Annotated in this window: 20 protein-coding genes and 1 tRNA gene; 12 read left to right on the top strand and 9 right to left on the bottom strand. The window is 60.9% G+C overall.

The features are described 5' to 3' along the window. Nucleotides 1-118: 118 nt before the first annotated feature. Together ACTJGZ_RS06605 and ACTJGZ_RS06600 are read right to left on the bottom strand one after the other, a co-directional pair. Complete coding sequence (locus ACTJGZ_RS06605) at nt 119-568, bottom strand: DUF1178 family protein (RefSeq protein ID WP_441662151.1); 450 nt, start codon at nt 566-568, stop codon at nt 119-121. Further along, a complete protein-coding gene (locus tag ACTJGZ_RS06600) occupies nt 565-1,353 on the bottom strand; it encodes an AraC family transcriptional regulator (RefSeq protein WP_441662150.1) in 789 nt (262 codons plus the stop codon). Before ACTJGZ_RS06600 ends, ACTJGZ_RS06605 begins: the two co-directional genes overlap by 4 nt. A 219-nt stretch (nt 1,354-1,572) precedes the next feature. Between ACTJGZ_RS06600 and ACTJGZ_RS06595 the strand changes: the two genes are divergently transcribed. From ACTJGZ_RS06595 to ACTJGZ_RS06580, 4 genes are all read left to right on the top strand, one after another. Then, nucleotides 1,573-2,865 carry an MFS transporter gene (locus ACTJGZ_RS06595; protein ID WP_441662149.1) on the top strand — a complete coding sequence of 431 codons (1,293 nt, stop codon included), beginning with the start codon at nt 1,573-1,575 and terminating at the stop codon, nt 2,863-2,865. A gap of 159 nt (nt 2,866-3,024) precedes the next feature. Further along, nucleotides 3,025-3,714, top strand: coding sequence for a substrate-binding domain-containing protein (locus ACTJGZ_RS06590; RefSeq protein WP_441662148.1), 690 nt, complete (start codon nt 3,025-3,027; stop codon nt 3,712-3,714). A 100-nt stretch (nt 3,715-3,814) separates the two neighbouring features. Further along, a tRNA-Met gene (locus tag ACTJGZ_RS06585) sits at nt 3,815-3,891 on the top strand. A 378-nt stretch (nt 3,892-4,269) separates the two neighbouring features. Then, the gene (locus ACTJGZ_RS06580; protein WP_441662147.1) at nt 4,270-4,608 is read left to right on the top strand and encodes an EexN family lipoprotein; all 339 of its coding nucleotides are present in this window, start codon (nt 4,270-4,272) and stop codon (nt 4,606-4,608) included. On the opposite strand, the gene ACTJGZ_RS06575 is transcribed toward ACTJGZ_RS06580, so the two are convergent. Then, complete coding sequence (locus ACTJGZ_RS06575; RefSeq protein WP_441662146.1) at nt 4,601-5,284, bottom strand: metallophosphoesterase; 684 nt, start codon at nt 5,282-5,284, stop codon at nt 4,601-4,603. The two genes, ACTJGZ_RS06580 and ACTJGZ_RS06575, sit on opposite strands and share 8 nt — an antisense overlap. A 480-nt stretch (nt 5,285-5,764) precedes the next feature. Between ACTJGZ_RS06575 and map the strand changes: the two genes are divergently transcribed. Continuing rightward, the gene (gene map / locus ACTJGZ_RS06570) at nt 5,765-6,541 is read left to right on the top strand and encodes a type I methionyl aminopeptidase (RefSeq protein ID WP_441662145.1); all 777 of its coding nucleotides are present in this window, start codon (nt 5,765-5,767) and stop codon (nt 6,539-6,541) included. Here map and ACTJGZ_RS06565 read toward each other — a convergent pair. Further along, nucleotides 6,525-7,442, bottom strand: coding sequence for an AraC family transcriptional regulator (locus ACTJGZ_RS06565; RefSeq protein WP_441662144.1), 918 nt, complete (start codon nt 7,440-7,442; stop codon nt 6,525-6,527). The genes map and ACTJGZ_RS06565 overlap by 17 nt on opposite strands. Nucleotides 7,443-7,556: 114 nt before the next feature. Here ACTJGZ_RS06565 and ACTJGZ_RS06560 point away from each other — a divergent pair, with 114 nt between their 5' ends. Together ACTJGZ_RS06560 and ACTJGZ_RS06555 are read left to right on the top strand one after the other, a co-directional pair. Then, on the top strand, nt 7,557-7,808 hold the full coding sequence (locus ACTJGZ_RS06560; protein WP_441662143.1) for a hypothetical protein: 252 nt from the start codon (nt 7,557-7,559) through the stop codon (nt 7,806-7,808). A gap of 152 nt (nt 7,809-7,960) precedes the next feature. Then, nucleotides 7,961-8,758 carry an SDR family NAD(P)-dependent oxidoreductase gene (locus ACTJGZ_RS06555; protein ID WP_441662142.1) on the top strand — a complete coding sequence of 266 codons (798 nt, stop codon included), beginning with the start codon at nt 7,961-7,963 and terminating at the stop codon, nt 8,756-8,758. A gap of 28 nt (nt 8,759-8,786) precedes the next feature. Here ACTJGZ_RS06555 and ACTJGZ_RS06550 read toward each other — a convergent pair whose 3' ends face one another. After that, nucleotides 8,787-9,101, bottom strand: coding sequence for a DMT family transporter (locus ACTJGZ_RS06550; protein ID WP_441662141.1), 315 nt, complete (start codon nt 9,099-9,101; stop codon nt 8,787-8,789). Between the two features lies 1 nt (nt 9,102). Continuing rightward, nucleotides 9,103-9,411: a DMT family transporter gene (locus tag ACTJGZ_RS06545; protein WP_441662140.1), complete on the bottom strand. Its 309-nt coding sequence runs from the start codon at nt 9,409-9,411 to the stop codon at nt 9,103-9,105. A gap of 240 nt (nt 9,412-9,651) precedes the next feature. Between ACTJGZ_RS06545 and ACTJGZ_RS06540 the strand changes: the two genes are divergently transcribed. Continuing rightward, nucleotides 9,652-10,323, top strand: coding sequence for a TetR/AcrR family transcriptional regulator (locus tag ACTJGZ_RS06540; RefSeq protein ID WP_441662163.1), 672 nt, complete (start codon nt 9,652-9,654; stop codon nt 10,321-10,323). Between the two features lie 65 nt (nt 10,324-10,388). Here ACTJGZ_RS06540 and ACTJGZ_RS06535 read toward each other — a convergent pair whose 3' ends face one another. Both ACTJGZ_RS06535 and ACTJGZ_RS06530 read right to left on the bottom strand, forming a co-directional pair. After that, nucleotides 10,389-10,847, bottom strand: coding sequence for a hypothetical protein (locus tag ACTJGZ_RS06535; protein WP_441662139.1), 459 nt, complete (start codon nt 10,845-10,847; stop codon nt 10,389-10,391). Between the two features lie 223 nt (nt 10,848-11,070). Further along, entirely contained in the window at nt 11,071-11,679 is a 609-nt protein-coding gene (locus ACTJGZ_RS06530; protein ID WP_441662138.1) for an isochorismatase family protein, read from the bottom strand. A gap of 206 nt (nt 11,680-11,885) precedes the next feature. Between ACTJGZ_RS06530 and ACTJGZ_RS06525 the strand changes: the two genes are divergently transcribed. Together ACTJGZ_RS06525 and ACTJGZ_RS06520 are read left to right on the top strand one after the other, a co-directional pair. After that, the gene (locus ACTJGZ_RS06525) at nt 11,886-12,431 is read left to right on the top strand and encodes a chorismate--pyruvate lyase family protein (RefSeq protein ID WP_441662137.1); all 546 of its coding nucleotides are present in this window, start codon (nt 11,886-11,888) and stop codon (nt 12,429-12,431) included. A gap of 149 nt (nt 12,432-12,580) precedes the next feature. After that, nucleotides 12,581-13,699 (top strand): NADH:flavin oxidoreductase, encoded by a 1,119-nt coding sequence (locus ACTJGZ_RS06520; protein WP_441662136.1) that lies wholly within the window; start codon nt 12,581-12,583, stop codon nt 13,697-13,699. Between the two features lie 174 nt (nt 13,700-13,873). Here the strand turns inward: ACTJGZ_RS06520 and ACTJGZ_RS06515 are convergent, their stop codons facing one another. Next, nucleotides 13,874-14,305: an organic hydroperoxide resistance protein gene (locus ACTJGZ_RS06515; protein ID WP_441662135.1), complete on the bottom strand. Its 432-nt coding sequence runs from the start codon at nt 14,303-14,305 to the stop codon at nt 13,874-13,876. Nucleotides 14,306-14,474: 169 nt separating this feature from the next. On the opposite strand from ACTJGZ_RS06515, the gene ACTJGZ_RS06510 reads away from it, so the two are divergent. Together ACTJGZ_RS06510 and ACTJGZ_RS06505 are read left to right on the top strand one after the other, a co-directional pair. Further along, nucleotides 14,475-15,059, top strand: coding sequence for an AAA family ATPase (locus tag ACTJGZ_RS06510; RefSeq protein WP_441662134.1), 585 nt, complete (start codon nt 14,475-14,477; stop codon nt 15,057-15,059). 169 nt (nt 15,060-15,228) lie between these two features. Then, nucleotides 15,229-15,888: a hypothetical protein gene (locus ACTJGZ_RS06505; protein ID WP_441662133.1), complete on the top strand. Its 660-nt coding sequence runs from the start codon at nt 15,229-15,231 to the stop codon at nt 15,886-15,888. The last annotated feature ends 257 nt before the right edge of the window (nt 15,889-16,145 follow it).

Below are 16,145 nucleotides of genomic sequence, written 5' to 3'. Positions count from 1 at the left end.
GCCTTACCGTCTGAACACCAGCCTGCGCCGCTTCTGAAGCGGCGCAGGCTGGCGGGGCGGGCAGCGCAGCCCTTGGCATCGTTGGATAGCGGCATCGCAGCCGGTGCGTTCGCCGCCCTCAGTGCAAGGGCTCATCATCCAGCGGAAAGGGCACGGCCAGCGCATCTATGCCTTCCTCTGCCAATTCGCGCCGCTCGGCAGCCGTCGCGGTGCCGCGGATCGGGCGCTCCGCAGCCTCGCCGGCATGAATGCGCCGGGCTTCGCTCACAAAATCATCCCCAACATTCTCGACCTGGCGCAAATGCTCGCGCACCTTGGCGAACACTTCCCTGACCACGCGTTGCTGTTCTGCCTGCTCGCTGCTGACGGCAGGCGCGGCAGCCGCCCCCGTCCGCTTGGCGGTATGCACGCTGGGCGCTGATAAGCGGCGGCTGACTGCCGTGCTTTGACAGGCAGGACATTGCACCATGCCCTGCGCCTGCTGCGCGGCATAATCTTCATGCGAGCGAAACCAGCCCTCAAATACATGGCCCTGGTCACATTCCAGATCGAATACCTTGAAACTCATGCTGCGTCTCCCATCCGCCTGTCCAGGCTGAAACGTCCTGGCGACTGGCCGATACGCCCTTTGAACATCGTAATGAAAGCGTGAACCGACTCATAGCCCAGCTCCGCCGCCACAGCTTGTACCGACGTTCCCACCGCCAGGCGCTGCACGGCATGCAACAACTGTAATTGCTGGCGCCAGCGGCCGAATGTCATGCCGGTCAGTTCCCGCGTCCGCCGGGCCAGCGTGCGCTCACTCATCGCCACCCGTGCCGCCCACTGCGGCAGCGTGCTGCGGTCCCCCGGATCGGCCAGCAAAGAGCGCGCAATATACTGCAAACGGCCATCTTCAGAAACCGGGCAATACAGCGCCTGCACCGGCAAACGGGATAACTGATCCAGCAGCACCTGCACGAAACTCTGGCGCACCACGCCATCGGTCTCCCCAGCCTGGTCTTCGGCCAGATAACGCACCATTTCCCGCGCCAGCGGCGTCATGCGCAGCATGCAGCACTGATCCGGCATGGGCACGGCGCAAGGTTCGACAAACAGGAAATAGACCTGCGCCTCCCCCAGCGCGCGGTTACTGTGCGCCACGCCGCCAGGAATCCACATGGCGCTATTGGCAGGCAGCATCCAGAAACCGCGCGGTTCGCGGCAAATCACGGCGCCCTTGAGCGCCAGCACCAGCTGCCCTTTGCGGTGACGGTGCATGGGCAATTCCTGCTCCTGGCCATCGACATCCAGACGCAATGCGCTCAGCGCATCCGATGCCGCATCCGGGTCGAAATATCGCGGACAATACATAATCCCTTTCCTTTCATGCCGCCGCCCGCCAGCGCCCGCCATCGGCACTGCCCCAACGCCCGGCACACGCCATGCCCCGCTGCCAGACACAGAATTGCCCAGTCAACGGCGCTTATGGCAGTTTTTAGATATTGAAAGTCATTTTATCGAAATCCATGCAACAGAATACAAGGTAGAGTACCCATCAAGCTGCTCTCCCATCTTTTTGAATACGGTTCCATGTCCACTACGTCAGACCCGCAACACGCTTCAAGCCGCCTGGGGCGCTTTTTGGCGCAACTTTCATCACCACAGGACCCGGATTCACGCGGTCGCCTGCTGCTCATCATCTGCATCCTGCTGTTTGCCTGCAACTTGCGGGCCCCGATGACATCGCTGGCGCCGCTGCTGACCCAGATCCAGGAAAGCTTCGGCCTGAACGCCGCCACCGCCGGCACCATTACCGCCATCCCCTTGCTGGTCTTCGGTATTGTCTCGCCGCTGGCCCCCTTGCTGGCCCGGCGTGTCGGACTGGAACGGGCACTGGTCAGCGCCCTGATCCTGATCCTGCTAGGCGTCGCCATCCGTTCCAGCGGGCCGCTGCCCTTGCTGTTTATCGGCACCAGCGCCATTGGCGTCGGGATTGCGATCGGCAACGTTCTGCTGCCCAGCCTGCTCAAGCGCGACTTCCCCGGCCAGATCGCGGTACTGACTTCCGTTTATGCCCTGACCATGGGCACCGTGGCCGCATTCAGCTCCAGCCTGGCCATCCCGCTGGCTGACATGACCGGTCTGGGCTGGCGCTTTGCGCTGCTCTGCACTGGCTTGATTCCGGCCATCAGCCTGGTCTGCTGGCTGCCCCTGGCGCGCCGCCCGCGGGTCGATACCGCATCCGGGCCCGCCAGCAATCAGGTCCGCACCCCGGTCTGGCGCCATGCCATCAGCTGGCAAGTCACCTTTTTCCTGGGCATGAATTCCTTCCTGTTCTATTCCGTCATGAGCTGGCTGCCCGCCATCATGAATGACGCAGGCTACAGCCCTGCCGCCGCCGGCACAGCGCACGGCATCATGCAATTCGGCGCCTCCATCATCGGCCTGCTGATGATGCCCATCGTGCGCCGCAGTTCGGACCAGCGCAAACTGGCAGTCGCCATCAGCACCCTCTCCCTCGTCAGCCTGGGCGGCCTGTGGCTGTTCCCCTCCTGGAGCACGTTCTGGGCCACGCTCTTTGGCATGGGCAATGGCGGCGTCTTCATTCTGGCGCTGTCCTTCATGGGCACACGCGTCAGCACGGCAGGCCAGGCGGCATCACTGTCCGGCATGGCGCAAAGCGCGGGCTATCTTCTGGCTTGCACCGGCCCCAGCCTGCTGGGCAGCATTCATGATGCCTCCGGCAACTGGAGCATGCCGCTGCTGGTCTGCTGCCTGTTGAGCGCCACCCTGATCTACGCCGGCTGGTGCGCGGGGCGTTCCGTGCGCATCTCGGCCGATGGCCACCTGATCCCCATCCCGCCCAGCGAAACCAAACGCTGATCCGGCCAAGCCGCAGCGCCAGCAGAAGTCACTGCACTTCCGCTGGCGCTTTTTTTATTCATATGGAATCCGATTCAACTTGCGCTATGCTGTTGCCCTCACCTGGCAGCGGCTGCCGCTGCCTTATTGATTCCCCCAAGAGACAAAACAGACATCACCATGGCGACATCCCTGCATCTGATTTCTTCCATGGCGACCAAATCCATTCTGCAGGATCTGGCCGCGGACTTTGAACAGCAAACCGGCATCGCCGTGCGTGTCGAATCTGTCGGCGGCGTCACTGCTGCGCAACGTGTCGAAGCCGGAGAGAACTTCGATATCGTCGTGCTTGCCGCGGATGCCATCGAAAAGCTCAGCGCCAAACAGCACATCGTGGCCGGCACCCGTACCGATCTGGTGCACTCCAGTACCGCCGTTGCCGTGCGCGCCGGCGCCAAGCGCCCTGATATCAGCAATGAAACCGCGGTACGCGAGGCCGTTCTGGCTGCCGGCAGCCTGAGCTACTCCACCGGCCCGAGCGGGGTGCAGCTGGCCAAGCGCTTCGAACAATGGGGCATTGCCGACACCATCAAAGACCGCATCGTCCAGGCGCCCCCGGGCGTGCCGGTCGGCAGCCTGGTCGCCAAGGGCGAAGTGGAACTGGGCTTCCAGCAACTGAGCGAACTCTTGCCGCTGACCGGCATAGAAATTCTCGGCTCACTGCCTGATGACATGGCCATCGTCACCACCTTCTCTGGCGGCATCGCCAGCAGCTCGCAATACGCTGAAGCCGGCCGCAAACTGCTGGCCTACCTGGCCTCCGACGCCACCACCGCAACCAAACAAAACCACGGCATGGACGCTGCCTAAGCCCTGACGCAAAAGGCTTGCACACAAACCCAACTTCCATGCTAGAATTACTGTCTCTTCTTCGCTGCCATGCTTAATCAGCACAAAGCAAAGACAGAAAGGCGCATTAGCTCAGCCGGTTAGAGCGACGGAATCATAATCCGCAGGTCCCCTGTTCGAATCAGGGATGCGCCACCAGAATTTCTCCTGCTTCGGCAGGACATTGAAGCCACCCAGCCGGGTGGCTTTTTTGTTGTCTGCGGTTTGAGGGTCAGCAAAGTGTCAACGCAGGATCAAGACATCAACCGCTTGAAGGTTGTGACTACGTCCGGACGGCCTGGCGCAAGGTGTGCGCATCACACCGTGGCCTTCAAATCCTGGCGGCCCAGGATGCAGCGCAAGGGAAGATGTTCCCGCCATTGATATGGGCCGCAGCCAGCCGAAAAAGCCATTCCAGGCTGTGCTTCGGCAGCGGCAGCAGCAGCGGCATACAAGACTGACACAGCGTGCGCTTTGTGGCCCTGCACGAGTACGTCAAATCGCTAATATCTCGCCTCTGTCGTGTTGTATCTCTCCATGCAACATACAACGCTACAAACGACAGCAATTCATGGATTGCACGATGCTAGCGACCGGGCTATGGTTTTCCCATCTTTGTTTGGAGGAACCATGAATTTCAAGCCATTCGTTGGTATTGCCGCCCTCACCATCCTATCCGCATGCAGCTCGGAAAAAGAGCATGACGTGCAGTACTACCTAGACCACCCGACTGAACGCGCGGCGAAAATCGAAGAATGCGTGAACAATCCTGGGAAACTGGACAGCACCGTCAATTGCGTGAATGCCAAAGAAGCACAGGTGCGGCAGGAGTTCAGCTCGAAAAACAAAGGGATGCCCAGTATCCGTTCTAATTGACGGCCTTCAAAGTCTGCAAATTCAACAGCGTGAATTTGCCGCCATCGCGCCATCCCCCGGTGTCGATGAAAAACACGTTACCCAACTGCGCCATCTTGCTCACGGTCATGTGACCATGCACGATGGCGCGGACATTGCGGACAGGCTGCTTGTATCCGCTGCGGTAACGGCCAATCGACCAAAGGCAGGTATCTTCATCCTCGGTGCTGAACTGGCGCTCATATACGGCCTGCCAGTCGTCATAGGGGTAGTCGGCATGGATGATGCCCACTGGCCCATTTGATGTCTCGACTTCAATCGCCAAGGGCAGCTCACGCAGGCTTTGTGCAATACGCTGACGCTTCAGTTCATCCAGGCTATCGAGCCATTGCCCGCCATGCGCGGCATGGTCAATATCCGGCAGTGGATCACCCGACGCCCGGCGCCATGTCATCAGGTCGTGATTGCCGCAGACAGAATGAAACCAAGGTTGCGCAAGCCATTCCAGCACCACGGCTGACTCTGGCCCTCGGTCAACCAGATCACCCACCGCGAATAACCGATCATGCGCCGCGGAAAAACGCACCTTGCGCAGCGCAGCATCCAGCTTGCTGAAACAACCGTGAATGTCGCCCACGGCGAAGTCTCGTCCCTGAGTGTTCAGGCCGAAGCGGCGCAGGCGTAACTTGTCAGGCATTGTCTGTGGTCGGGGGGAACATAACGGAGAAACTTACCTAAACGGCGTGCGCCATGTCAAGGATGGGCACGGACGCCGCCACCCGGCTTGCCGGGACCGGGTGAGTGCCCGGCGCAGCGAATCCTTGCCACACCGCTGAACACACACGCTGTTGGTTAAGTGGGTGGGTGTTGTTTACCCTGCAACCCTGCTAAGTCCTTACCATCAAACTGAATCATCCTCCGCAGGCCCCTGTTCGAATCAGGGATGCGCCACCAGAATTTCTCCTGCCTCGGCAGGACAGTGAAACCACCCAGACGGGTGGCTTTTTTGTTGCCGGCTCAAACCCAGCTGACCAGCCCCGGAGTTCTGCGGCTGCGGTCTGGGCGCGAGAACGGCCAGCCCTTGTCCCGCTGAAATGATATGATTCATATATGATTCATATATATTCTCTCAGCGTATCGCCCCTGCGATCTGCGCAATCCTCCAGGTAACCGCGGCATGACCAAATCCCCTGAAGAACTGGCCTTGATGGCCGAAGCGGGCCGCCTGCTGGCGCAGGTGTTCGCCTATCTGGATACCCTGCCCTTGCGCGGTATGTCCACCATGCAGGTGAATAATATGGTGGATCAGTACATCGTCAGTGATTTGCAGGCGCGCCCCGCCAGCAAGGGGCAATACGGCTATGCCTATGCGCTGAATGCGTCGCGCAATCAGGTGGTCTGCCATGGCGTCCCCGCCTTGATGGATGTTCTGCAAGATGGCGATATCGTGAATTTCGATATCACCCTGGAGAAAAACGGCTTCATCGCTGATTCCAGCAAGATGTATTGCATAGGCACGGTCACACCTGCCGCCCAGCAATTGGTGCAGGTCACTTACGAAGCCATGTGGAAGGGAATTGCTGCCGTCAAACCCGGCGCCCGGCTGGGCGATATCGGCTATGCCATCAGCCAGCATGCGCGCCGTCATGGCTATAGCGTCGTGCGGGACTACTGCGGGCACGGCATAGGACGCGAAATGCACGAGCCGCCGCAAGTTTTGCACTGGGGACAGCCGCGCACCGGACTGCGCCTGCGCGAGGGCATGACGTTCACGATAGAGCCCATGCTTAATGAAGGCCGGCGCAATGTCCGCACAGAGGACGACGGCTGGACGGTCGTGACCAGTGATGGCCTGCTTTCGGCACAATTCGAACACACTGTCGCAGTCACCAAGGACGGCGTGCAAGTGCTCACCCTGCGCGCCGAGGAACGCCCCCTTATCCGCCGCGCCTGAGACCGCCGGGGACATCAGCAGCGCCGACAGTACTGATAGTGCCAATAGCACGATCAGTACCAATAGCGTCGCCCCCTCCGGCTAACGCTGTTGTCTCCAGATAGCGCCCGGGCGTTATCCCAAAGAGACGCTTGAAGATGGCAATGAAAGTGCTGGTGCTCGCATAGCCCAGTTCCATGGCGACATCTGTCACTGCCCGGCCTGCCGCCAGCCTTTCCAACGCCTGCAATAAACGCAGCCGCTGGCGCCAGGCGGCGAAGCTGTAGCCGGTTTCCTGACTGAAGTGGCGGCTCAGCGAACGCGGTGCCATGCCTGCCCACCGGGCCCATTGCGCCATACTGCGCCGCTCTCCCGGCTGCGCGATCAAGGCCCGAGCGATTTTCAGCAAGGCTGCCTGTTGCGGCAAAGGCAGGCCCAGCGCCAAGGGCGGCAAACCATGGATTTCATCCAGTATCACGCCCGCCAGACGCTGCTGAGCCTCGTCCAGTTCGCTGTCCCGCTCGGCTGCCGCCGGCCATTGCGCCGCCCGCATCACTGCGGCCTGCAGCAGCGCCGAACTTTGCCAGAGGCCAACCTGCGCCGGCAGATCCCGGCAGGCGTCAGGCCGTATGTAAATACTCCATCCTGAAAATGCGCCATGCGCTTGCAGGCCATGCGGCAAACCAGGGGGAATCCAGATGGCGCCATCCGCGGGCACGGCCCATTTTCCCTGACCGGTCTCGACGGCCAGCAAACCACGCATGACCCCCAGCAGCTGGCCCCGCGCATGCCTGTGCCACGGTGTCACGCGCCCGCTGCGGCTTTGCTGCGCGCCAACGGCCAAGATAGGCCCGGCCTGCGCATCGGCAAGCTCTGCCGCGATCAGGGGCAAGGTATCCGCAGCAGCGTTGGTCGGCAACATCCATGCCTCCATTTTTTGGCCTTAAAAGAACATTTATCGTCTCTTCTATCGTATTACAGCCGCACTTGAATACCTATGATGTTTGCATGACTTTTTCATCCAAAGGAGCCAGTCATGCAAGCCCACGATATTCTTCCCGGCCACCAGAACCAAGTCGAACTCAACGGCGTTGTCATCCGCAAAGGCAGTGTCGGCGCTTTTCTCGCCAATGCGACAGCCTGGCTGGATACCCATAGCACAGCCGCCCAGCGCGCCGAAGCGGAGCGCGACATGATTGCTGCGCTGCCCGCTCTGCGCGCCTTGGGGCTATTCAATATCCTGCAAATCAAGGATGACGTGCTGCAACAGCTGTTGCAGGCGTATTGAATCACCGGGCTGGCGCAGCGCCAGCCCCGCCCCCTTCATGGAACTGATTCCCATACCCGGCAAACTGCTATGCTGAACACTGCCACTGGCCACCCGAATCCCGCCCGGATCACGCCCGAATCGGCCAGGGCACAAACGGAGACAGACACCCAATGAAAATCGACCTTTCCGGCAAGACCGCGCTAATCACCGCCTCCACAGGCGGCATCGGTTTTGCCATTGCCCAGGGGCTGGCCGCCAGCGGCGCCAGCGTTATTCTCAACGGCCGCAGCCAGGCCGGCATCACCCGCGCCCGCGACCGCTTGCAGGCAGAGCAGCCCCAGGCCTCCGTGCATGGCGTGGCCGCCGACCTGGGCAGCGCAGACGGCGCCCAAACGCTGCTGGATGTGCTGCCCGGCCCTGTGGACATCCTGATCAATAACGCCGGGATCTACGGCCCCAGGGATTTTTTCGACACCAGCGATGAGGTCTGGGAAGAATACTGGCAGACCAATGTCATGAGCGGCGTACGGCTGGCGCGAGCCTTGCTGCCCGCCATGGCCACGCAGCAATGGGGCCGCGTGGTCTTTATCGCCTCGGAATCCGCGCGCAATATTCCGGCGGATATGGTGCATTACGGCGTGTCCAAAACGGCGCAGCTGGCCTTGTCACGGGGGCTGGCCAAACGCATGGCGGGCACGGGCGTTACCGTGAACAGCGTTCTGCCCGGCCCGACACTTTCGGACGGCTTTGCCGAAATGATGAAGGATGAAGTCGCCCGTACCGGCAAACCGCTAGAAGTGCTGGCGCGTGAGTTTGTCATGACCCACCGCCCCAGCTCCATCATTCAGCGCACGGCAACCGTCGAGGAAGTCGCCAACATGGTGGTGTACGTCTGCTCGCAGCAAGCCAGCGCGACATCCGGCGCAGCCTTGCGCGTGGATGGCGGCGTGGTGGACGATATCGTCTGATCCCGGCGGCGCCAGCCTGCCCTGGCGCTTATCCCGCCAGTTTCAGCACCACAATGCCGCCCACAATCAGCGCCAGGTAGATGAACTTCCTGGCGCCGTTTTTATCTCCCCAGAAGAAAATGCCAGCCAGCACCGTTCCGATGACACCGATACCGGTGTAGGCGGTATAGGCGACCGACACATCAATGCTGCGCATGGCCAGATACAGAAATGACAGGGAAGTGCTGATCCCCAGCGCGTACACCACGATACCGCGCGCATAGCGTTTCAAGGCCATATCCCGGATGCCGGCAACCACGAAAATTTCCAGCACGCCTGCCAGCAGCAAATACACCCAGTTCATCTCATTTCACCTGATGCAGACGCGCGACCGACCATAGGATGACGGCGATGGCCGCCACCGCCAGCAACTTGGGTTCCTTGCCAAAATAAGCCACGTCCAGCAAATAGGTGCCAACCGCCCCGAAGGTCACGAAAAATACGTAGGCCAGCGCGGCCCCCATGCGCTTTGAGGCCAGCAGCATGAACACGAAACTGCCCGCCATGCAAAGGATGGTCAAAGACCATTGCAGCGGCGTCGCCGCGTATTTCAGGCCGGCCGCCCACATCACTTCCAGCCCGCTGGATAACAGCAGGAATACCCAACTCAACATGTCACGCCCGGATTTTGTCTGTTGCCCATGCCGAGAGCCTGATGCGGCCTCTCGTCCTGCACCCGGCAGCATGCCCATGCCTGCCCCGATGCCACCGTCAAAAGCTAATTCTACACTGTAGAATTAGCCTGCGGAAACACAGGTTCGCGCCGCCGGACACGCGGCAGGCGCCGCGCTTGCCATCACTCCTGGCTTGCTCCTGGGGCAGAGTTTTGCAAGAATGGCGCCATGTCTATGGTCATGAAAACACGCGTGGTTCCCGGACCTCGCGGCCTGGATAAGGACGCGCTGGTCGAGACAGCTATTGCCTTGATGGAAAGCGCGCAGGAAAGCGGATTTTCCCTGCGCAAGCTCGGTGAGCGGGCCAATTGCGACCCCATGGCCCTGCTCTATCACTTCAAATCCAAGGATGGCCTGCAACGGGCCATGGCAGACTGGCTGACGGCCCGCCTGCAAGCCGTGGATGACAGCCTGCCCTGGCAGGACCGTTTGCGGAATCTGGCCAGCCAGTACCGGCAACTGGCCCTGGCCTATCCGCAAACATTCGGCCTGCTGCAACGTTTCCTGCACACCGGCCTGGCGGATTTCCTGCACATTGAAATGGTCTATCAAGCGCTATCACAGGCAGGCGTGCCGGCACAGCGGCTGCCTGCCGTGTGCCTGGGCTGGTATGCCACGGTCTATGGCCTATCCATGGCAGAAATCGGCGGCCTGATCCGCCAGGCGGCCCCGGAAGAAATCGAAGATATCGCCCGTCTCCCGGCCGAACACTATCCGCTGACACGGCAGATTGCGCCGCAACTTGGCCTGATCGACCCCGAGCAAGTCTTTTTCACGGCGCTTGATGCCTTGCATGCAGGCATCAGCCAGACCAATCGGCCCGCCGCCCCCGAGGCCGAACAGGCATCTTAATAAAATACTTAACAAACTGCCTAAGCCGCCTAAGCCGCCTAAGCCACTCAAGCCACTCAAACCACCTAAGCGTCAGACGCTTGCAGCAGTTTCTCCCGGATATCGTTGAGCACCCCGAGAAATACCGCCGCAGGCAAGGAAGTGGTCGGGGATTCGACATGCCCGGTTTCATGCACTAGCGTGGCGCCCGCCGTCGAACGCAAGACGGCCTGCAGGCCTGGCGACTGTTCGATGCGCGCCCGGATTGCAGCACCGATCAGTTGATGGTGCTGGGCCGAACCGTATGCCAGGCTTGTCTGATTCCAATAGGCGCCGCTGCGATCCGCGCCATCCCCCAGGTGTTTCGCCTCCCAGCCGCTCAGATGAAAAGCCTGCCCGCGGCGCGGGTCCGACTCCGGAAACTTGATGCCCTGGATGAAGCCTTCGATGGAAGCAAACAACTGCCCTTCAAAAAGAAATGGCGACAATCCGAAATTGGAGAGCGCCTGGCCACGCCAATCCGGCGAGTTGATGGAAATATTCACGGAAGTCGCCGACACAGTCATACGCACGCCCCAGGGCATAAAGTGAAAAAATTTGATAGCAGGCCGCGTGCCAAGCGCGGCCTTTCTTGGCCACGGATCTTGGCCACGGATCTTGGCCCCTGATCTTGGCGCTGGATTTTGGCCCAGGATCTTGGCGCTGGATTTTGGCTCAAGAAAGCGCTGGCGCTGCACCAGCCTGCCCTTTCCTGCGCCAGCTTCCTGCTTATTTGATCAGGCGTTGGACATTGCGGAACGCCGCATGCTGGCAGTCACGCATCCACTCAAAGGCCACCATTTCCGTTGTGACCAGTTCTGCCCCGGCAGCCGCCAGACGATCAAACGCCGCATCACGATTGCGCTCTGTCCGTGAACTGCAGGCATCCGTCACCACCCAGACTTCCAGCCCGGCAGTCAGCAAGTCCAGGGCCGTTTGCAACAGGCAAATATGTGTTTCGCAACCCGCCACGACAATACTGGCGCGTTCTGGCAAGGTTTGCAGCGCCATTGGCCCATCCTGCTGGCAGACGGCGCTGCCCGGGCCGTTGACGGCCGGATGGGCCGTTCCTTGCAACAGCGTCAGCAAACCATCCGGCACCCCGCTGAAATGCGTTTTGGTGAGTGTTTTCAGACACAACTCGCGCAGTTCAGGCTCGTTATGCCCCAGCTTTTCGGGAATCTGCTCCGTGCCCCAGACTGGCACCTGCATCAGCTGCGCAATTTTGGCCAGCCGCAAGGCATTGGCCACGACAAAATCCGCCTCATGCATCACCGGCATCAGCTTCGTCTGGTAGTCCACCAGCACCACCTGGGAATGTTTGGCATCGAGCAACATAGGGTTTCCTGTTCAGATTCAAGCACACATGCAAGGATAGCGGCGCCAAGCAAACGCGCCACCTGATGGCAGCAGCCTCTGTCCTCCATGCTAGTACAATCTGCCCCATCCTTGAACCCCGCCAGCCGCAGCCAGGCGACGCGCCTTGCGCCTGCCAGCCCCTTTATCGCGATTCCCCCGTGTGGACTGCCTGCCTTCCCCCGCCGTTGTCTGCGCTGCAGGCGCAGTGGCTTGCCCTGCCCGGCTCACTGACCCGGGCATTGCGCGCGCTGGGCCAGTTCCAGCTCACTGTCCTCTATGAGGGCAGCGCGCAGGCGGCTGACGATGAAGCGCTGGCACTGGGTATCCCCGGCCATACCCCCTGCTGGCTGCGGGAAGTGCTGATGAGCGTCAACGGTACCCCCGCAGTCCTGGGCCGCAGCCTGACGCCGGACCGCCCTGACGCGCATGCCTGGCAGGACATCCGCACTCTCAGCAATACGCCATTGGGCGTACTCTTGTATGAAGACCCGCGTATCGCGCGCACGGCTTTCGAATATAGCGCGCCGCAGGCCGGCCACCCGCTGGCCGCGCTGGCGGCACAGGCCTGCCCCCGCCTGCCCGCCCCCGCGCCGCGCCCGCCAGCAGACAGCGCCGATCCCCCCGCGCTCTGGGCCAGACGCTCGGTTTTTCATCTACAGCAGGAACCCCTGCTGGTCGCGGAATGCTTTCTGCCCGGCCTGTGGCCCCTGGCCTGGCCGCCAGTGCGCTAACGCCGGCACGCTGCCTGTTACAGCGCTGAAACCACACGGCCTGCCGGCAGACAGCGCAGATATACTGAAAGCCCCTGTCTCGCTGCTGCCCTGCTGCGCAGGCGCCGGCCGGACAACACCGTTCCCATTCTTTCTGGAGCTGCCGTTCCATGTCCAAGCCTGCCTTAGACCTTCTGTTTCGCCCCTTCCAGTACAAATCCCTGACGCTGCCCAATCGGATCGTCATGGCTCCCATGACGCGCAATTTCTCTCCGGACGGCATTCCCGGCGCTGATGTCGCTGCCTACTACCAGCGGCGGGCAGAAGGAGGGGCCGGGCTGATTCTTTCTGAAGGGACGGTCATTGACCGCCCCGCTTCCCGCAACGAACCGCGCGTGCCTTTCTTTCACGGCGCAGCCGCGCTGGCAGGCTGGCAAGCCGTGATCCAGGCCGTGCATGCCGCCGGCGGGCGCATGGGCCCGCAACTCTGGCATACCGGCGCCACCCGGGGCAGCAGCGGCTGGCAAGCAGAAGCGCCCGTTGAAAGCCCCTCGGGCCTGAATGGCCCGAATGACCCTAACGGGGCCGCCATGAGTGACGAAGACATTGCCGACACCATCGCCGCTTTCGCCCGCGCTGCTGCCGATGCCCAACGCCTGGGCTTCGATGTCGCTGAAATCCATGCCGCCCACGGCTATCTGATTGATCAGTTTTTCTGGCATGGCAGCAACCAGCGCAACGACCGCTATGGCGGCGCCAGCCTGCGCGAACGCTCGCGCTTTGCCGCAGAAGTGCTGTCTGCCGTGCGCCAGGCCGTCGGGCCGGACTTCCCCATTCTGCTGAGACTGAGCCAATGGAAGCAGCAGGATTACACCTGCAAGCTCGCAAGCACTCCCAATGAAATGGCGGACTGGCTGCAACCGCTGGTCGATGCCGGCGCAGATATCCTGCATTGCTCGCAACGGCGCTTCTGGGAAGCCGAATTCCCGGAAATCGACGGCGAACAAGGATTAAACTTTGCCGGCTGGGCCAAGAAGCTCACCGGCGCGCCCACGATCTCCGTCGGCTCCGTTGGGCTCTCTGGCGAATTCCTCGCGGCCTTCAAGGGCGAACGTTCCCATGCTGTCGGCCTGGACGATTTATTGCGCCGCCTGGAACGCGATGAGTTCGACTTGATCGCGGTCGGCCGCGCCTTGCTGGCCGACCCGCAATGGATCAATAAGGTGCGGGCGGGCCAGACCGGTGACCTGCATGATTTCGATCGCTCGGTGCTGGGCACCCTGTACTGATCTTCTCGCTGCCGCCGGCCTACCCACACGCGCCGGCACGCAGCTGAATCCGGTAGCGATCACCAGCAGAGGGCCGCGAAGGCGCCCCTGCTGGCCCGCCGGCAGGCAACGGGAAAATGGTTACCGGCAGCTTGCGCCTGCGGCAATCCTTTCACCCTGCCGGCCGCGCCGCCATCAGGCGGCTTTTACTTCCAAGGTCACGTCAATATTGCCCCTGACCGCATTGGAATAAGGGCAAATCTGATGCGCCTTGTCCACCAAGGCCTGAGCCACATCCTGCTTCACGCCCGCGACTTCCACTTGCATCACGACGCTCAACTTGAAACCGCCAGTTTCGGTGGGATGCAAACTGACACGCGCCGTCACCGTCGAGTTCGTCACCGGCGCCTTCTCTTTGGAAGCCACCAGATTCAATGCCGAATGAAAGCATGCGGCATAACCTGCGCCAAACAATTGCTCAGGATTGGTTTTGCCGCCAGCGCCCCCCAGTTCCTTGGGAAATGCCAGATCCAAATTCAGCAGCCCATCCTCACTGCGCACATGGCCATTACGGCCGTCGCCCGTCGAGGTTGCAGCCGTGGTGTATAGCGTTTTGCTCATTTTCATCTCCTTTTTTTCCTGCGTGGAACAGCGGTTTGCGTGCACCGCCCATCACCCGGCACTCACCAGCGTGAATTGCCGGGCAACACCTCAGCATGCATCCTTATTCCTGAAACATCAAGCGCGTGGCCAATCTGCCTGACCACAGATTCTTCATCAGAATGACACAATACCCATGATTCCTTTCGTCGTTTTATCCGGCTGCTCCGGCGGCGGAAAATCTGCCCTGCTCGATGAATTGGCCCGCCGCGGCCACCCCGTTATTCCCGAAGCAGGCAGACGCATTGTTCAGGAAGAATGCCATGCCGGCGGGCAGGCACTGCCCTGGCTGAACATGCCGGCCTTCCTGGAACGAACTCTCCGTCTGGCCCGGCAGGACTATGCCCAGGCGCCCCGCGATGCTGACGGCTGGGTTTTCTTTGACCGCAGCCTGATTGATGCGGCTGCCGCCTGGCATGAACACGCAGATACAGCCAACCTGTCCGATCTGCCGAACCTGACCCAACTGGCCCGGCTGGCCCGGCTGGCCCGGAAATACCGCTATCATCCGCAAGTGTTCCTGACCCCGCCGTGGCCGGAAATTTATGTTCAAGATGCCGAGCGCCGCCATGACATGCAAGCCGCGCAGGCAGAATATCAACGCCTGCTGCTGGCCTACCCCGCCCTGGGCTATACCGTCCATGTGCTGCCCAAAGTCAGCATCGCGCAACGCGCGGACCTGATTCTGAAACACCTATCGCACCACGGCAGAACACCCTGAACTCAGCATATTTCTATCGCTGCCACGCCTCAGATCTGACTGGCCACCCCGGCAAACACGACAGGCAGATGACACGAATTCTTACCTAAGCTCAGCAGAAACCCCGCGCCATCACCGGATCCGGGACATATCATGGGCCCAGCTTTCCGAATCTAGCGCGCAGCCCGCCATGAGCCGCAACAACTGGGTCCATCCGCAGCACTCCCAGCCCATGGCCAATGCATGCCCTCTTATGCCCATGGCCATATGCGCTTGCCTTTCAATCACTATGCCCAAGGATCATCCCATGACATTCCTACCCAAAAGCCTGCTGGCAGGATTCAGCCTGCTGCTCGCCTCTTGCAGCTTGCTGGCGGCGCCGGCCGCAAGCGTCAATGAAGAAAAACCCGCCCAGGCAACCCTTTTGAACAACATCAGGACCCAGGAGCTTTATGGCGCCTGGGCCATGGTCGAAGAAGAGCCTGCCGAGCTTTTTTATATGGTCGTTCTGACGCCCAATCACGTCGGCTTCAACTACATGACCATAGACGAAAAGAACGGCAAGCCAGAATCGCGTTACAGCGAGTACTACACCTGGACGTTCGATGAGGCGACCAAGATCTTTACCAGCATCACCCACCAGCGCAAGACCGCTGAACACGGCCAGCCGGAAAAAGTTCAGGAACTCAATGAAGTGGCAAGCTATAACACCCAGCTTTACCAGCTGAACGACAAAAACAAGGTCGTCCAATTCACCGCGGACAAACAACAATTCACTTTCGTCAAAATGGAAGATGAGATGTACCAGCGGCTGGTCAAAGACATTCCGGACCTTCCGCCCGTGAGGTAAGCCGCTCCCGGACAGCCAACTGGCAAACCGTCCTGGGGCCTGACGAGTTTCCCATCTCCCCAGGACAGCGTCCGCCCCCGCGAGCCTCTGCGCAGCATGCTCATCCGCTCTCTGGATTGGCATCCGGAATATAAAACCGGAATGTGCAACCAGGGGTGGCTGCCCCAGGGTAGCTGCGCCAGGGTGCCTGCCCCGGATAGCCGCCCTATTGGCCCTCACGGCCTGCACGCTTGCAACATCAGCGCACTTTACCTCTC

This window comes from Kerstersia sp. (assembly GCF_052103615.1).
Classification (GTDB): Bacteria; Pseudomonadota; Gammaproteobacteria; order Burkholderiales; family Burkholderiaceae_B; genus Kerstersia.
The sequence above is the reverse complement of the archived record's forward strand: the minus strand, read 5'-3'. Positions and strand labels throughout refer to the sequence as shown.